Annotated in this window: 15 protein-coding genes; 11 read left to right on the top strand and 4 right to left on the bottom strand. The window is 67.8% G+C overall.

What is annotated here, in order from left to right:
* Positions 1–174 precede the first annotated feature (174 nt).
* From ACQHGV_RS01375 to ACQHGV_RS01395, 5 genes are read left to right on the top strand one after another with little or no spacing between them, the layout of a single operon-like run.
* Positions 175–459: a hypothetical protein gene (locus ACQHGV_RS01375; RefSeq protein ID WP_440979156.1), complete on the top strand. Its 285-nt coding sequence runs from the start codon at positions 175–177 to the stop codon at positions 457–459.
* A gap of 8 nt (positions 460–467) precedes the next feature.
* Positions 468–899: a periplasmic heavy metal sensor gene (locus ACQHGV_RS01380; protein WP_440979157.1), complete on the top strand. Its 432-nt coding sequence runs from the start codon at positions 468–470 to the stop codon at positions 897–899.
* Positions 896–1,462, top strand: coding sequence for an RNA polymerase sigma factor (locus ACQHGV_RS01385; protein WP_440979158.1), 567 nt, complete (start codon positions 896–898; stop codon positions 1,460–1,462). The genes ACQHGV_RS01380 and ACQHGV_RS01385 overlap by 4 nt, the downstream gene beginning before the upstream one ends.
* Positions 1,463–1,494: 32 nt before the next feature.
* A complete protein-coding gene (locus tag ACQHGV_RS01390) occupies positions 1,495–3,294 on the top strand; it encodes a copper resistance system multicopper oxidase (protein WP_440979159.1) in 1,800 nt (599 codons plus the stop codon).
* Positions 3,291–4,430 (top strand): copper resistance protein B, encoded by a 1,140-nt coding sequence (locus ACQHGV_RS01395; protein WP_440979160.1) that lies wholly within the window; start codon positions 3,291–3,293, stop codon positions 4,428–4,430. The genes ACQHGV_RS01390 and ACQHGV_RS01395 overlap by 4 nt, the downstream gene beginning before the upstream one ends.
* Before the next feature lie 4 nt (positions 4,431–4,434).
* On the opposite strand, the gene ACQHGV_RS01400 is transcribed toward ACQHGV_RS01395, so the two are convergent.
* Positions 4,435–5,046, bottom strand: a complete 612-nt coding sequence (locus ACQHGV_RS01400; RefSeq protein ID WP_440979161.1) for a DUF1826 domain-containing protein — start codon at positions 5,044–5,046, stop codon at positions 4,435–4,437.
* Between the two features lie 131 nt (positions 5,047–5,177).
* Entirely contained in the window at positions 5,178–6,488 is a 1,311-nt protein-coding gene (locus tag ACQHGV_RS01405) for a sugar MFS transporter (protein WP_183951331.1), read from the bottom strand.
* Between the two features lie 183 nt (positions 6,489–6,671).
* Here ACQHGV_RS01405 and ACQHGV_RS01410 point away from each other — a divergent pair, with 183 nt between their 5' ends.
* Positions 6,672–7,766 (top strand): aldose epimerase family protein, encoded by a 1,095-nt coding sequence (locus tag ACQHGV_RS01410; protein WP_409788692.1) that lies wholly within the window; start codon positions 6,672–6,674, stop codon positions 7,764–7,766.
* Between the two features lie 13 nt (positions 7,767–7,779).
* Complete coding sequence (locus ACQHGV_RS01415) at positions 7,780–9,576, top strand: IlvD/Edd family dehydratase (RefSeq protein ID WP_183951333.1); 1,797 nt, start codon at positions 7,780–7,782, stop codon at positions 9,574–9,576.
* 72 nt (positions 9,577–9,648) lie between these two features.
* On the opposite strand, the gene ACQHGV_RS01420 is transcribed toward ACQHGV_RS01415, so the two are convergent.
* Positions 9,649–9,960 (bottom strand): hypothetical protein, encoded by a 312-nt coding sequence (locus ACQHGV_RS01420; RefSeq protein WP_440979162.1) that lies wholly within the window; start codon positions 9,958–9,960, stop codon positions 9,649–9,651.
* Positions 9,961–10,214: 254 nt separating this feature from the next.
* On the opposite strand from ACQHGV_RS01420, the gene ACQHGV_RS01425 reads away from it, so the two are divergent.
* Genes ACQHGV_RS01425 through ACQHGV_RS01435 form a run of 3 tightly spaced genes read left to right on the top strand, consistent with a single transcriptional unit; the run spans position 10,215 to position 13,053 of the window.
* On the top strand, positions 10,215–11,360 hold the full coding sequence (locus ACQHGV_RS01425; protein ID WP_440979163.1) for a fumarylacetoacetate hydrolase family protein: 1,146 nt from the start codon (positions 10,215–10,217) through the stop codon (positions 11,358–11,360).
* Between the two features lie 14 nt (positions 11,361–11,374).
* Complete coding sequence (locus ACQHGV_RS01430) at positions 11,375–12,160, top strand: SDR family NAD(P)-dependent oxidoreductase (RefSeq protein WP_440979164.1); 786 nt, start codon at positions 11,375–11,377, stop codon at positions 12,158–12,160.
* Positions 12,161–12,189: 29 nt separating this feature from the next.
* Positions 12,190–13,053, top strand: coding sequence for an SMP-30/gluconolactonase/LRE family protein (locus ACQHGV_RS01435; RefSeq protein ID WP_440979165.1), 864 nt, complete (start codon positions 12,190–12,192; stop codon positions 13,051–13,053).
* Positions 13,054–13,297: 244 nt separating this feature from the next.
* Here the strand turns inward: ACQHGV_RS01435 and ACQHGV_RS01440 are convergent, their stop codons facing one another.
* Complete coding sequence (locus tag ACQHGV_RS01440; protein WP_440980104.1) at positions 13,298–14,068, bottom strand: FadR/GntR family transcriptional regulator; 771 nt, start codon at positions 14,066–14,068, stop codon at positions 13,298–13,300.
* Between the two features lie 110 nt (positions 14,069–14,178).
* Here ACQHGV_RS01440 and ACQHGV_RS01445 point away from each other — a divergent pair, with 110 nt between their 5' ends.
* Complete coding sequence (locus ACQHGV_RS01445; RefSeq protein WP_440979166.1) at positions 14,179–15,702, top strand: aldehyde dehydrogenase (NADP(+)); 1,524 nt, start codon at positions 14,179–14,181, stop codon at positions 15,700–15,702.
* Positions 15,703–15,750 lie beyond the last annotated feature (48 nt).

The following is a 15,750-nucleotide window of genomic DNA, read 5'->3' on the forward strand; positions in this document are numbered from 1 at the left end:
CATTCCCCCGAATCGGTGACGTCCTGTCGGTCATAAGCCCGTTTGCCGCCGGCGCGGCGGGCATGTTGCGGTGCGACAAAGCGCCCTGTCCCATGGTGAAACGATGGCCGGAGACCGGGTGGAGGGGCGATCCGGCATGAGGGAAATCGGCAACGCGCGCGTATAAGGGGGATCATGACCGATCCTCTCGACCACGATCTGGCCCTTCTGGCGCGACCCGCGCCGCCCGCCGCCCTGAATGATCTGGAACACCGGGTCACGCTCGCCATCGCCGCCGGGGGCGAGGCCGGCGGGACGTCGGGACGCGGGCTGGCGATGGCGGCGCTCGGGGCGATGCTGCTCGGCCTGGCGGGCGGCGGGGTGATGAGCGCGCGGAGCGAGGCGCGCGCCCAGCCGGGGCGGATCGCGGTCGTGCTGGATGCCGGGCTCGCCCCCTCGACGCTGTTGCTCGGCCGATGACGGGCGGGGTGCGGCGCCATGTCCTGACGCTGGTCATCGCCTTCGTCGCGGCGCTGGCGGGGGTGGCGATCGGATGCCGGTTGCTGATGCCAGCCGAGCCGCAGGCCAGCGATATTCACGCGTTGATCCACCGCGACATCCGGCTCGACCCCGAACAGGCGGTGGCGCTCGATCGGCTGGAGGCACGGTTCGCGGCGACCCGCGCCGCGCTCGACGCCCGGCTGCGCGGCGACAATGCGCGGTTGGCGGCGGCGATCGAGGCCGAGCATCGCGACGGCCCGCGCGTCAGCCAGGCGATCGATGCGGTCCATCACAGCATGGGCGATCTGCAAAAGGCGACTTTGGCGCATGTCTTTGCGATGCGCCGGATGCTGCGCCCCGATCAGGCGGCGACCTTCGACCGGCTGGTGGCCGCCAGGCTGACCGAAACCGGCCGGTGAGCCGCGCTTATGCGGCGTTGCCCGATGGCGACCTGGTCGTGCTGGCCCGCGCCGGGGAGGATGGCGGGCGGGCCTATGCCGTGATCGTTGCACGGCACAAGGACGCGCTCTACCGGCTGATCCTGGCGCATGTCCGCGATGCCGACGAGGCGCTCGATCTGGTGCAGGACTGCTTCGTCGCCGCGCATGCCGCGCTCGGCCGGTTCGACACCACGCGGTCGCTGCGCGCCTGGCTCAGCCGGATCGCGCTCAACAAATGCCGCGACTGGGCGCGGCGGCGGCGGGTGCGCGCGATGCTGGCGCGGGTGCTGCCGATCGAGACGGCGGCGGCGGTGGCGGACGACCGGGTCGGCGACGAGGCGGCGGCGATCAACCGCGAATCGCTGACCCGCACGTTGGCCGCGCTCGATGCGCTGCCCGAAGGTTTGCGTGCGCCGCTGATCCTCTGTGCGATCGAGGGGTTGAGCCAGAGCGAGGCGGCGGAGGCGCTGGGGCTGAGCGCCAAGGCGATCGAGCTGCGCGTCCGCCGCGCCCGCGCCGCGCTGCGCGATGCGACGGCATGAGGGGAAGGGCGCGCGGGCGCGTATAACAGGGCATGATCGATCCCCTGACCGTGATGCGCCGCCGTGATCTGCTGGCGGGTGGTGCCGGCCTTGGCATGCTGGCCGCGCTGCCGGCCTGGGCGCAGACGCATGGCCATGGCCTGTCGCCGCGCGCGGAGCTTCATGGCCCCGACATCACGCTGACCATCGCGCGCCAGCATATGATGATCGACGGCAAGCCCTATCACGCGATCGGCATCAACGGATCGGCCCCGGCCCCGCTGATCCGCCTGCGCGAGGGGCAGAGGGCGCGGATCACCGTGGTCAACATGCTCGATGAGGAAAGCTCGATCCACTGGCATGGCCTGCTGCTGCCCTTTCAGATGGACGGGGTGCCGGGGATCAGCTTTCCGGGGATTCCGGCGGGCGGGCGCTTCACATATGAGTTTCCCGTCGTCCAGGCCGGGACCTATTGGTATCACAGCCATTCGGGATTGCAGGAGCAGGAGGGGCTGTACGGCCCGATCGTGATCGATCCGGCCGAACCCGATGCGGACGGCACGGATGTCGAGCATGTCGTCATGCTCTCCGACCACAGCGCGCTGCATCCGCATGCCATTTTCCGCCGGCTGAAACTCCAGGGTGGGTATTTCAACTATCAGAAGCAGACGATCGGCGGGCTGCTGGCCGGGCGCGACCAGCCGCTGAAGGAGCGACTGCGTTGGGGGGCGATGCGGATGGACCCCAGCGACGTGTCGGATGTGACCGGTGCCACCTATCGCTATCTGGTCAACGGCCATGGCCCGGCGGACAATTGGACCGCTCTGTTCGCGGCCGGGCAGCGGGTGAAGCTGCGGCTGATCAATGCCTCGGCGATGACCATCTTCAACGTGCGGATTCCGGGGCTGGCGATGACGGTGGTGCAGGCCGATGGGCAGCCGGTGCGGCCGGTGAGCGTCGACGAGCTGCAGATCGCTGTCGCCGAGACCTATGACGTGATCGTCACCCCGCCCGAGCCGCGCGCCTATACGCTGGTCGCCGAGACCTGGGACCGGTCGGGCATGGCGCGCGCCACGCTGGCGCCGGCCCTGGGGATGGCTGCACCGGTCCCGGCGCTACGCCCCCGGCCGCTGGCGACGATGAAGGATATGGGCATGGGGGGCATGGACCACGGGTCCGCCTGCCCGCCCGAGCATGCCGCGATGGGGCATTGCCAGCCCGCGGGGCAGGGTGCCGCGATGGATCATGGCGGCATGGACCACCGGATGCGCGACTTCGCCAACGCGCCGGGCCTCCCCAAGACGCCCGTCGTCCAGACGGTCGCGCCGATGCCGGTCGACCGGACCGGCGAGCCGCCGCAGGGGCTGGGCGATGTCGGCCACCGCGTGCTGACCTATCGCGATCTGATCAGCCGTTCGCCCAGTCCCGATCGCCGCGTGCCGTCGCGCGCGCTGACCATCCATCTGACCGGCAATATGGAACGTTATATGTGGGCGTTCGACGGGGTGAAGCTGAACGCCGTTACCGCACCCATCCCCTTTCGCCTCAAAGAACGGGTGCGGGTGACGCTGGTCAACGACACGATGATGGCGCATCCCATCCACCTGCACGGCCATTTCTTCGAACTGGTGACCGGGCATGGCGATCACGCACCGCGCAAGCACACGGTCAATGTCGCACCGGGCGGCACGGTGACGTTCGACCTGACGGCGGATGCCGAGGGCGACTGGGCGTTCCACTGTCACCTTCTCTATCACATGCATGCCGGCATGATGCAGGTGGTGACGGTGCGACCCGACCCGGCCCAACCCGACCCGGGCCAGCCCGATGCGGAAAAGGGGGGGGCGGCATGATCCTGTTCGCGTTGATCCTCGCCGAGCCGCAGCATCATCACATGATGCCCGGCATGACGATGCCCGCACCGGCCAAGCCGAAGCCCACGGCCCGACCGAAGGCGAAGGCCCGGCGGCCGGCCGCCAAACCGCGCGCGGCGCGGCCCGTATCGCCGATGGCCGACCATCATGCGATGCCGGCCGAGGCCTCGACCTGTTCGCCCGAACATGCCGCGATGGGGCATTGCCGGCCTGCGTCCCCGCCACCGTCCGATCCGATGCCCGGCATGACGGTCCCCGCCTGTTCGCCGGAACATGCGGCCATGGGGCATTGCCGCCCGAAAGACGGCGGCGCGGCCTCCCCTGACGGTGATCACGGCTTCATGGATCGCGGTTCCGCGGATCATGGGGCGATGCCCGGCATGGCGATGGCCGATACCCCGGTCGGCAACGCGCCGCCCCCGCCGGCGCCCACGACCCGTGCCGCCGATCGCTTCTACGACCCCGCCGCCATGGCCGCCGCCGATGCGCGGATGCGGCAGGAGCATGGCGGCATGCGCTTCTCGCAGATCCTGTTCAACCTCGCCGAAATCCAGGTTCGCGACGGGCGCGATGGCTATCGCTGGGACGGGGAGGGCTGGTTCGGCGGCGACATCCACCGGCTGGTCGTCAAGACCGAGGGCGAGGGCACGCTGGGCGGCCGGATCGGTGCGGCCGAGGTGCAGGCGCTCTATGCCCGCGCGATCGATCCCTATTGGAATCTCCAGGCGGGTCTGCGCCAGGATGTCGGGATGGGCGCGCGCCGCACCTATGCGGTGGTCGGGGTCGAGGGGCTGGCCCCCTATTGGTTCGATGTCGAGGGCGCGCTGTTCCTGTCGGACAAGGGCGACCTGACCGGCCGCGCCGAGGCCTGGGTCGACCAGCGGTTGAGCCAGCGTGCGATCCTGCAACCCCGGGTGGAGGTGAACCTCGCCGCGCAGGACGTGCCCGACCAGCGGATCGCGGCGGGCGTATCGAGCATCGAGCTGGGCCTGCGCCTGCGCTACGAGATCGCCCGCGAGTTCGCCCCCTATGTCGGGGTGAATTGGGAGCGCCGCTATGGCCCCGCAGGCGGTGGCGGCGCGGCGCTGGCGCTGGGCATCCGCAGCTGGTTCTGAGCGATCAGTCCGGCTGCTCCCATTCGGCATCGATGACGAGCAACAGGCGGTCGCCGCCGCTTTCCGCGATCGGGGGCGAGCGGTGGATGATCGCCCGGTCACCGGCCAGGGCGCGCCCCTTGAACAGGCCGACATCGCCGGCGACCAGGCCACGCGGCGGCGTCTCGGCATCCGCGCCCAGCGGCAACCATTGGGTGGCCTCGCCCCAATAGGTCGAGATCAGCCGCAGCGCGACGTAATCGGCATGGAATTTCCAGCAGCCATTGCCCGTGATCCGCTCCAGCCGCACCTCCACCCGTGCTTCGGCGGCGAGCGTGGCGTAGAGGGCCGCGAGCCGCGCGACATCGCGGGTCACGACTGTGTGCCAGGGTTGCGGTGCGACCGTTGCCCAGTAGGCCGCCATCCTGTTGGCCACCTGACCAGCGGGGGCGGCGAAGCGGATCGCGGGCATCTCGGATAGATCGGGGGCGGGGATCAGCGGCGCGCGCTGCCAGATGGCGAGCGTAACGTCCGGATCGTGGATCGTCGCCAATGCATCGGCATCCGCGCCGATTCGCACATGATCGGGAAGCACGTCCGGCGAGGGCGCGAAAAGCGTATCGGGATCGGCAGGCACGCGGAACCTTTCACCAAATAGATATGGTGTAACGTAACATATGCCGGTGTGTGGGAAAAGGCGTGGCCCATGCAAAAGGGGCGGCGTCTCGCGACACCGCCCCTTGTCTGTCTGCCGGTGAAGGCCCGCGATCAGTTCGCGTCTTCGTCCGGGAAGGCGTTGGTCGGCTTCGAACCCCAGATCGCGTAGAACAGGATGTAGAGTTCGCACACCGCGGTCAGCAGGAACGACTGCTGCAGGCCGTAATTGTCGGCCAGCCAGCCATGCACCGCCACCAGCGCGCCGCCGGCGATCGCCATGATCAACAGGCCCGAGCCTTCCTCGGTCAGCGGGCCCAGGCCACGAATGCCCAGCGTGAAGATGGTCGGGAACATGATCGAGTGGAACAGGCCGACCAGGATCAGCGACCACATGGCGACGGGGCCGGTAGTGAAGACGGTCGCGAGCATCACGATGAACGCGCCGACCGAGAAGACCGCGAGCACGGTGCCGGCCGGCACCTTCTGCATGATCGCCGAGCCGACGAAGCGACCGACCATCATCCCGCCCCACAGCAGGGTCAGATAGCGGCCCGCGGCCTCGGTCGTCATGTTGCCGATGTCGGGACGGCTGACGAAGTTCACGAACAGGTTGCCGACGCCGATCTCGGCGATCAGGTAGATGAAGATCGCGCCGATGCCGAACACCAGGTTGCGATGCTTCCACAGCGAGTGGTTCTTGCGCTCTTCCTTGGCGACGCGGCTGGTCGACGAGCCCATGGCGGGCAGCGGGAAGCGGGCGATGACGAAGGCGAGGACGACCAGCACCACCGCGACCAGGCCATAGGGCAGGACGACGGCATGCGCGTCGGCCAGGCGTTCGGCCTGGGTCAGCGCGGCGCTGCCGGCTTCCGCCGTGCCGCCCTTGGAACGGCCGAGGATCAGATAGGCGCCGAACAGCGGGGCCAGCATCGTGCCCATCGAGTTCATCGCCTGGACGAGGTTCAGGCGCGACGACGCCGTGTCCGCCGGGCCCAGCACCGCGACATAAGGATTGGCCGCGACCTGGAGCAGGGTGATGCCGCTGGCGATCACGAACAGCATCAACAGGGTGACGCCGTAGGAGGGCAAGGTCGCCGCCAGCATCATGCCGACCGCGCCCGCCGCCATGATCAGCAGGCCGGTCACCAGCGACTTCTGGTATCCGATCCGCTCGATCAGCTTGGCCGAGGGGATGGAGGCGAAGAAATAGGCGATGAACCAGACGCTCTCGATCAGCGAGGCCTGGAAATAGCTGAGGTCGAACACGCTGCGTAAGTGGGGCAGCAGCGTCCCGTTGATGACGGTGATGAACCCCCACATGAAGAACAGGCTGGCCAGCAGCGTCAGCGCGGACCGGTAATTGGTCGCCCCTCCCGCAGCGGCTGGCGCGCCGGCGGCGCGGGAAACAACGGGTGCGGCCATGGCAATCCTCTCCTTAAGAGCGGGTGCCGGCACGAAAACTTCTGTGCGCCCCGCTTGCTCCTGGTATTTTGTCTGACTATAGTGACGCAAAAGGCGCGTCAATGGCGTCTGGCGACGGAGGGATGAGGCATGTCGAGGGCGTCAATCAAGAGCTTTCTAACACTGGTAGCGGTAACGTCTGTAATGACATCGACGGCGGCTCTGGCCAGCGAGGCCAAGCGCACGCCCGCCGGGCAACTGGCGGACGGTGCCGCGATCGAGGCGGTGACCCTGACCAACAAGGCGGGCCTGTCGGCGCGCGTGCTGACATATGGCGCCACTCTTCAATCGGTTATGGCCCCCGACCGCAACGGCAAGACTGCCGATGTGCTGCTCGGCTATGACAAGGCCGACGACTATGTGAACCATCCGAACTTCTTCGGTGTCACGGTCGGCCGCTATGCCAATCGCATCGCCGGCGGCCGTTTCGCGTTGGATGGGCGCAGCTACCAGCTGACGCTGAACGACAAGACCAATTCGCTCCATGGCGGGACGAAGGGCTTCGACAAGCAGCTGTGGCGAATCGTCTCGATGAAAGACGGTCCGACCGCCAGCGTGGTGATGGCGCTGACCAGCCCCGATGGTGACCAGGGCTATCCCGGCAAGGTCGACGCCACCGTCACCTATTCGCTGGACGAGGCGGGCGCGCTGACCATCGCCTTCGCCGCGAACACCGACAAGCCGACGGTCATCAACATGACCAACCATGCGATCTTCAACCTGAACGGCGAAGGATCGCCGCTCGGCGCGACCTATCACAAGCTGACCATCCCGGCGGCGGCCTATACCCCGGTCGATGCCAAGCTGATCCCCACCGGTGAGCGCACGCCGGTGGCCGGCACCGTCTTCGACTTCCGCCAGCCGCGCGTGGTCGCCGACGGGATTCGCGACGGCAACGACCAGCAGATCCGCTATGGCCAGGGCTATGACCATAATTTCGCGCTCGACAAGGGGCTGACCGCGACGCCGCAGCTCGCCGCGCGGCTGGAGGACCCCGCTTCTGGCCGCGTGCTCGAAGTGCTGTCGACCGAGCCGGGCGTGCAATTCTATACGGGTAATTTCCTGGACGGCACCTATGTCGGCAAGAAGGGCCATCTGTACCGGATGGGCGACGGCATCGCGCTGGAGCCGCAGAAATTCCCCGACTCGCCCAACAAGCCCGATTTCGTCTCCGCCCGCGTCGATCCGGGCAAGCCCTATCGGCACACCATGATCTATCGTTTTTCCACCGTTCGCTGACCGAAAGCCTGACATGACCGACACGCCCACACCGAAGCTGCGCAGCCGCGCCTGGTTCGACAATCCCGACAATATCGATATGACCGCGCTCTATCTGGAGCGGTATCTGAACTTCGGCCTTTCGCTGGAGGAGCTTCAGTCGGGCAAGCCGATCATCGGCATCGCGCAGACCGGCTCGGACCTTTCCCCCTGCAACCGCCACCATCTGGTGCTGGCCGAGCGGGTGCGGGAGGGCGTGCGCGAGATGGGCGGCATCGTCCTGGAATTCCCGGTCCACCCGATCCAGGAAACCGGCAAGCGCCCGACCGCCGGGCTCGACCGCAACCTGGCCTATCTGGGCCTGGTCGAGGTGCTGTACGGCTATCCGCTCGACGCGGTCGTCCTGACCATCGGCTGCGACAAGACGACCCCGGCCGCGCTGATGGCCGCCGCCACCGTCAACATCCCCGCGATCGCGCTGTCGGTCGGTCCGATGCTCAACGGCTGGCACAAGGGCGAGCGCACCGGTTCGGGCACCATCGTTTGGAAGGCGCGCCAGATGCTGGCGGCCGGTGAGATCGACGATGCGGAGTTCATCCGCCTGGTCGCCAGTTCGGCGCCGTCGACCGGCTATTGCAACACCATGGGCACCGCGACCACGATGAACAGCCTCGCCGAAGCGCTGGGCATGTCGCTGCCCGGCTCGGCCGCGATCCCCGCGCCCTATCGCGATCGCCAGGAGGTCGCGTACCTCACCGGCAAGCGGATCGTCGAGATGGTGCAGGAGGACCTGAAGCCCTCCGACATCCTGACCAAGGAGGCGTTCCACAACGCGATCAAGGTCAATTCGGCGATCGGCGGCTCGACCAACGCGCCGATCCACCTCGCCGCGCTGGCGCGTCACATCGGCGTCGACCTGCCGGTCAAGGACTGGGAGACCGAAGGGCACAAGATCCCGCTGCTCGTGAATTTGCAGCCGGCGGGCGAATATCTGGGCGAGGATTATTACCGCGCCGGCGGCGTGCCCGCCGTGGTCAACCAACTGATGGAGCAGGGACTGATCCACGAGGACGCGATGACCGTCAACGGCAAGACCATGGGCGAGAACTGCCGTGGTCGCGCGATCGAGGACGAAAAGGTCATCCGCCCCTTCGACCAGCCGTTGAAGGAAGAGGCCGGCTTCATCGTCCTGTCGGGCAATCTGTTCGACGCCGCGATCATGAAGACCAGTGTGATCTCGCCCGAATTCCGCGAGCGCTACCTGTCCAACCCGAACGATCCGGACGCCTTCGAAGGCCCGGCGGTCGTGTTCGACGGGCCGGAGGATTATCACCACCGGATCGACGATCCCGCGACCGGCATCACGCCTGAGACGCTGCTGTTCATGCGCGGCGCCGGCCCCATCGGCTATCCGGGTGCGGCGGAAGTCGTCAACATGCGTCCGCCTGCCTATCTGATCACCGAGGGCGTGCACTCGCTGCCCTGCATCGGTGACGGGCGTCAGTCGGGCACGTCGGGTTCGCCCTCGATCCTGAACGCCAGCCCCGAGGCGGCGGCGATGGGCGGCCTGGCGCTGCTCGAAACCGGCGACCGGGTGCGGATCGACCTGAACAAGGGCACCGCGAACATCCTGATCTCCGAGGAGGAGATGGCCGAGCGTCGCCGGGTGCTGGCGGCGGCGGGCGGGTATAAATATCCGGCTTCGCAGACCCCGTGGCAGGAAATCCAGCGCTCGGTCGTCGGCCAGATGTCGACCGGTGCGATCCTGGAAGGCGCCGAGAAGTATCAGCGCATCGCCCAGACCCAGGGCCTGCCGCGCGACAACCACTGATGCCGATGGCCGGCCGGGCGGGGATCATCCGCCCGGCCGGTCCGGCCGATCCGGTCGTTCATGGGCGGCCGGTCAGTTCTTCTCCAGCCACGCCAGCGCGGCATCGCGCGACAGAAAGGCGTCCATATGCGCCAGTTCGTAATTCTGCCGCACCTGGGCCTTTAACGGTGTGGAATCGACGACCATCGCCAGCCGATCGTCGGGAGCATAATGGATCGCCATGTCCTGGCGGACCCGGGCGACGATGTCGGGAGTCAGGATCGGTGCGCCGCGACGATCGACCATGACCTTGCCATGGCCCCAGACCCGGCGCGACTCGGCGATGGCGGCATCGAAGGCGGACCAGAAGCGGTCGAGGATCGCAGGCGTGAGACCGCTATGCACGCGGACGCATACAATGTGACGATGATCGATCGTCAGCGAAAAGGATGGGTCCTCGACGTCAAGAAGATGGGGCATCGCGGACAGGATAGCATGGTGGTCGGATTAAGGGGTTAATACCAATTCGGGTATTTTCCGGATCATAGACCAGACATTTGATGTAAGGCATATCGCGAACATGATCGGATCACCCCTGGCCCCTTGACCTGGAGGGGACGGCAATCGATACCGCTAACAAAATTTGCGGAGAGGATGACATGGCAAGCAGTTCCACCACCTTGATCGCGGCCTTGCCCGACGATTGGCGCGCCGGGCGCTTTGTCGGTCGTATCGATCGCGGCGAGGGGCCTTGCCCGATCCTGGTCGAGAACGGCCAGGTCTTCGACATGAGCCGCGTCGCCCCCACCGTCTCGGCGCTGCTCGCCGGGGGCGTGGTCGAGGCGTCGCAGGGCGAGGCGCTGGGCGAGCTGGCCGATCTGAACCTGTCTCCTGACGAAGGCGCGGCCAACCGGCTGCTGTCGCCGATCGATCTGCAATGCGTAAAGGCGGCGGGCGTGACCTTCGCCGTCTCCGCGCTGGAGCGGGTGATCGAGGAGCGCGCACGTGGCGACCATGCCAAGGCGGCGGGGCTTCGCGGCACGCTGGAAGCCGCGCTGGGCGGCAATATCCGCTCGGTGGTGCCGGGCTCTCCGGAAGCGGCGCAGTTGAAGGACGCGCTGATCGCCGAGGGGCTGTGGTCGCAATATCTGGAGGTCGCGATCGGCCCGGATGCGGAAATCTTCACCAAGTCGCCGGTGCTCTCGACCGTGGGCTGGGGGATGCCGGTCGGCGTCCGCTCCGACTCGACCTGGAACAATCCCGAGCCCGAAGTGGTGCTGGTCGCCGATGCCCATGGCAAGGCGGTCGGCGCGACGCTGGGCAACGACGTCAATCTGCGCGATTTCGAGGGGCGCTCGGCGTTGCTGCTCGGCAAGGCGAAGGACAATAACGCGTCCTGCTCGCTCGGGCCGCTCGTCCGCCTGTTCGATGACGGCTTCACCATGGACGATGTCCGGTCGAGCCAGGTCGCGCTGACCATCACCGGCACCGACGGCTATGTGCTGAAGGGCGCCAGCTCGATGGACCAGATCAGCCGCGATCCCGAGGATCTGCTCGGCCAGGCGCTCAGCGAGCATCACTACCCGGACGGCCTTGTCCTGTTCCTGGGCACGCTGTTCGCGCCGACGCAGGACCGTGACGAGCCGGGCCGCGGTTTCACCCACAAGGTCGGCGACACCGTCGTCATCTCGAACCCGCGTCTCGGCACGCTGGTCAATCCGGTGATGACCTCCGCCGACGCCCCCGCCTGGACCTTCGGTCTGGGCGACCTGATGCGCAACCTGGCCAAGCGCGGCCTGTTGTGACGGAGACGATTTCGATGTTGCAGAAGACCAGCGTGGCCGACACGGCCGCGCGCTACCCCAGCCTGATCGACAAGCGCGTCATCGTGACCGGCGGCGGCTCGGGGATCGGCGAGGGACTGGTCGAGGCGTTCGTGGCGCAGGGCGCGCGCGTCGCCTTCGTCGACATCGCCGAGGAGGCCGCCCAAGCGCTGGTCGACCGGCTGACTCCCGATGCGCGCCATGCGCCGATCCAGCGTCACTGCGACCTGACCAATCTCGACAGCCTGAAGGCGATCTTCGCCGATTTGGAAGCGGCGCTGGGCGGCGTCGACATCCTGGTCAACAATGCGGGCAATGACGATCGCCACAGCATCAAGGACGTGACCCCGGCCTATTGGGACGAGCGGCTGAACGTCAATTTGCGTCACCAGTTCTTTGCAGCCCAAGCGGTGATCCCCGCGATGAAGCGGGCCGGGGGCGGCGCGATCCTGAACTTCGGATCGATCAGCTGGCACCTGGGTCTGAACGACCTGGTCCTCTACCAGACCTGCAAGGCCGCGATCGAGGGACTGACCCGGAGTCTCGCGCGCGATCTGGGCCGTGAGAATATCCGCGTGAACACCATCGTGCCGGGCAATGTGCAGACACCGCGCCAGGAAAAATGGTATACCCCCGAAGGTGAGGCGGAGATCGTCGCGGCGCAGTGCCTCGACGGGCGTATACAGCCTGCCGACGTGGCGGCGCTGGTGCTGTTCCTCGCCTCGGACGATGCAAAGATGTGCACCGGCCACGACTATTTCATCGACGCCGGTTGGCGATAACAAACCGGGCGAGAGCATAGGAGAGAGTGATGCAGCAGGCCGAACATTGCCTGACCGTGGGTGCGACGCTGGGTGAGGGCCCGATCTGGGTCGATGACGCGCTTTGGTTCGTCGACATCAAGCAACAGCGCATCTACCGCCACGATCCGGTGGTGGGCACGCTCGATCACTGGGCCTCGCCCGAAATGGTCGGCTGGGTGGTGCCGGCGCAGCGCGGCGGCTTCGTCGCCGGGTTGAAGTCCGGCCCGCATCACTTCGATCCCGCGACCGGCGGATTCGAGCGTATGGCCGAGGTCGACGCGCATCTACCCGCCAACCGCCTGAACGACGCCTGTGTCGACGGGCAGGGCCGCATCTGGTTCGGCACGATGGACAATGACGAGACCGCGCTGTCGGGCCGCTTGTTCAGCTGGGTCGCCGGGCTGGTCACGCCGTCGAGCGCGGATGCGGTGTGCATCACCAACGGCCCGGCCATCTCGCCCGACGATTCGATCCTCTATCACGTCGATACGCTGGGCAAGGCAATCCTGGCGCACGCTATCCTGGCGGACGGGACGCTCGGCCCCGCGACCGAATTCGCGCGCTTCGGCGATGCGGACGGTCATCCCGACGGCGCGATCTGCGATGCCGAAGGCGGCGTGTGGGTCGGCTTCTTCGGTGGCTGGGCGGCGCGCCGCTATGGCCCGGACGGGGTGATGACCGACGAGGTACGCTTCCCCGTGTCCAACATCACCAAGATCGCGCTGGGCGGCCCCGATGGCCGCACCGCCTATGCCACCACCGCGCGGCAGGGCCTGACGGACGAGCAGCTCGCCGAACAGACCCAGGCGGGCGACATCTTCACCTTCCGGGTCGAGGTCCCCGCCAAGCCGCTCCACCGCGCGGCGTTCTGACGCCTGACGGCGTTCATCTACTCCTCCCCTCGCAGGGGAGGTGGCAGGCCGCAGGCCTGACGGAGGGGTGTCTCGGTGTGAGAGGTTGGACCGCACTCTCAATCGGGGACACCCCTCCACCATGCTTCGCATGGTCCCCCTCCCCTTGCAGGGGAGGAATAGGATGAGTGTCGATCGGACGCAAAAACCCCATTCCCGAACCCGGCGTCTCGGGTGGCCCGCTCCCTTGTCGGAGCGGGCCTTCTTACCCCTCCATCGCGCTGCGGGTATCCTCCAGCGCCAGATCGACGAGCAACCGCATCGCCTCTCCCGCCGCCTCGACATCGCCCGCCGCGATCGCGTCATAGACCTTCACATGGTCGGGCACCGGATTGCGGGGCAGCGCACGCGACCGCTGCTTGAACTGGGTGGTCCAGGCGACCGCCGCGCCGATGCTGGCGGTCAGCACGACGAGCGCGTCGTTACGCGTCGCGGCCAGCACGGCGTTGTGGAACTCGCGGTCCGCCGTCCGCCCCGCCTCGGTCGCCAGCGTGTGGCGGCGCATCGCGGCCAGCGCGTCGCGCATCTCCTTCAGATCGGCCTTGTCGCGCCGCTCGGCCGCCAGCCGCGCGGCGGCGGGTTCGACGATCGCGCGCAGCTCGAACAGGCTGCGCACGAAATGGATGTCCGGCTCGCCAGAAAAGGCCCAGGCCAGCACATCGGGGTCGAGCAGGTTCCAGCGGTTGCGCGGCAGGACGCGGGTGCCGGTCTTCGGGCGGCTTTCGACCAGACCCTTGGCGCTGAGCACCTGCACCGCCTCACGGTACGCGCTGCGCGACACGTCGAGCGCTTCGGAAAAGGCGACTTCGCCCGACAGCGTGTCGCCGGGGCGATATTCGCCCGACACGATCGCCGCGCCCAGCTTGTGCGCGATGGCACCGTGCAGGCGGCGACCGGTGCCGCGTTTGGCCTTGGGCGCGGTTTCCTCAGGCGCCGTGTCCACCGGGGATTCGGGCGGCGCATCCCCGTTCGTCATGCTGTCACTCATCGATTGTACCTCTCCGCCCCCATCTTTGCGCACAACCTTTAACATTGCCATCGCTCCGTCAAATGAATATGTCGGAGTAATAAAGAGGAGCTTCCCCAATGACCGATTTCCGTTCGATCGACGCCGCGACCGGCCAGCCCGTGGGCGAGCCCTTTGCGGTGCACGGACCGGCCGATGTCGACGCGGCCTGCGCGGCCGCCGAGGAGGCGTTCGACGTCTATCGCGCCACGTCGCGCGAGGAGCGCGCGGTGTTCCTCGACAAGATCGGTGCCGAGATTATGGCCATCGGTGACGCGCTGATCGAAGCCGCAATGCGTGAGAGCGGCCTGCCGCGCGCGCGTCTGGAGGGCGAGCGTGGCCGCACCGTCGGCCAACTGGGCCTGTTCGCCAAGGTGCTGCGCGCCGGAGCCTATCTTCAGGTCCGCATCGACCCCGCCATGCCCGACCGCCAGCCGCTGCCGCGCCCCGATCTGCGCCTGCGCATGGTGCCGCTCGGCCCCGTCGCGGTGTTCGGCGCGTCGAACTTCCCGCTCGCCTTCTCGACCGCGGGTGGTGACACGGCGTCGGCGCTGGCCGCCGGGTGCCCGGTCGTAGTGAAGGGCCATCCCGCTCATCCGCAGACCGGCGCGCTGGTTGCCGCCGCGATCGAACGGGCGGTCGAAGCCTGCGGCCTGCCCAAGGGCGTGTTCAGCCACCTGACCGGCCCGAGCAACGAGCTGGGCGCGGCGCTGGTCCGCGATCCGCGCATTGCGGCGGTCGGCTTCACCGGCTCGCGCGCCGGTGGCCTGGCGCTGGTCAAGATCGCCCAGGAACGCCCCGTGCCGATCCCCGTCTACGCCGAAATGTCGAGCATCAACCCGGTCGTCCTGATGCCCGAGGCGCTGAAGGCGCGCGGCGCGGCGCTCGGCACCGCCTTCGTCGGTTCGCTGACCATGGGCGCAGGGCAATTCTGTACCAATCCAGGCCTGCTGCTCGCGATCGAGGGCGAAGGGCTGGACGCGTTCGTCGAGGCGGCCCGCACCGCGCTGCCCGAGGCGGCGGCGCAGACCATGCTCACCCCGGGCATCCATGCCGCCTATACCACGGGTACGGAATCGCTGGCGAGCCACGACAAGGTTGAAACGGTCGCACAGGGCAAGGTGGGTGAGGGTATCACCGCCGGTCGCGCTGCCTTCTTCCAGACCACGGCAGAGGCCTTCCTCGCCGACGAAACGCTCGGCCATGAAGTGTTCGGCGCGTCGTCGATCCTGGTCCGCTGCCGCGACGAGGCGGAACTGACCGCGGTGCTCAAGGCCGCCGAGGGTCAGCTGACCGCGACGATCCAGATGGACGAGGGCGATACCGACATGGCCGCACGGCTGGTGCCGGTACTCGAGCGCAAGGCGGGCCGTATCCTCGCCAATGGCTGGCCGACCGGCGTGGAAGTCGCGCATGCGATGGTCCATGGCGGGCCGTTCCCGTCGACCTCGGACGCGCGCACGACCTCGGTCGGCAGCCTGGCGATCGACCGCTATCTGCGGCCGGTGTCGTACCAGAACCTGTCGGCCGCGCTGCTGCCGCAGGATCTGAAGGACGACGCCGCGGGCACGCTGCCCCGCCTGGTCGATGGCCAGCCGGGCTAAGGAATGACGGGGCGCGGGCAGGCCAAGGCCCGCGCCCCTTTTTGTTTG

The sequence above is a fragment of the Sphingomonas pseudosanguinis genome (assembly GCF_052056765.1).
Taxonomy (GTDB): Bacteria; Pseudomonadota; Alphaproteobacteria; order Sphingomonadales; family Sphingomonadaceae; genus Sphingomonas; species Sphingomonas pseudosanguinis.

Bases quoted from the DNA above. Each gene is read 5' to 3' on its own strand.
- ACQHGV_RS01375 (WP_440979156.1), top strand. From the start codon at position 175: ATGACCGATCCTCTCGACCACGATCTGGCCCTTCTGGCGCGACCCGCG.
- ACQHGV_RS01390 (WP_440979159.1), top strand. From the start codon at position 1,495: ATGATCGATCCCCTGACCGTGATGCGCCGCCGTGATCTGCTGGCGGGT.
- ACQHGV_RS01395 (WP_440979160.1), top strand. From the start codon at position 3,291: ATGATCCTGTTCGCGTTGATCCTCGCCGAGCCGCAGCATCATCACATG.
- ACQHGV_RS01405 (WP_183951331.1), bottom strand. From the start codon at position 6,488: ATGGCCGCACCCGTTGTTTCCCGCGCCGCCGGCGCGCCAGCCGCTGCG.
- ACQHGV_RS01410 (WP_409788692.1), top strand. From the start codon at position 6,672: ATGACATCGACGGCGGCTCTGGCCAGCGAGGCCAAGCGCACGCCCGCC.
- ACQHGV_RS01415 (WP_183951333.1), top strand. From the start codon at position 7,780: ATGACCGACACGCCCACACCGAAGCTGCGCAGCCGCGCCTGGTTCGAC.
- ACQHGV_RS01425 (WP_440979163.1), top strand. From the start codon at position 10,215: ATGGCAAGCAGTTCCACCACCTTGATCGCGGCCTTGCCCGACGATTGG.
- ACQHGV_RS01430 (WP_440979164.1), top strand. From the start codon at position 11,375: ATGTTGCAGAAGACCAGCGTGGCCGACACGGCCGCGCGCTACCCCAGC.
- ACQHGV_RS01435 (WP_440979165.1), top strand. From the start codon at position 12,190: ATGCAGCAGGCCGAACATTGCCTGACCGTGGGTGCGACGCTGGGTGAG.
- ACQHGV_RS01440 (WP_440980104.1), bottom strand. From the start codon at position 14,068: ATGACGAACGGGGATGCGCCGCCCGAATCCCCGGTGGACACGGCGCCT.
- ACQHGV_RS01445 (WP_440979166.1), top strand. From the start codon at position 14,179: ATGACCGATTTCCGTTCGATCGACGCCGCGACCGGCCAGCCCGTGGGC.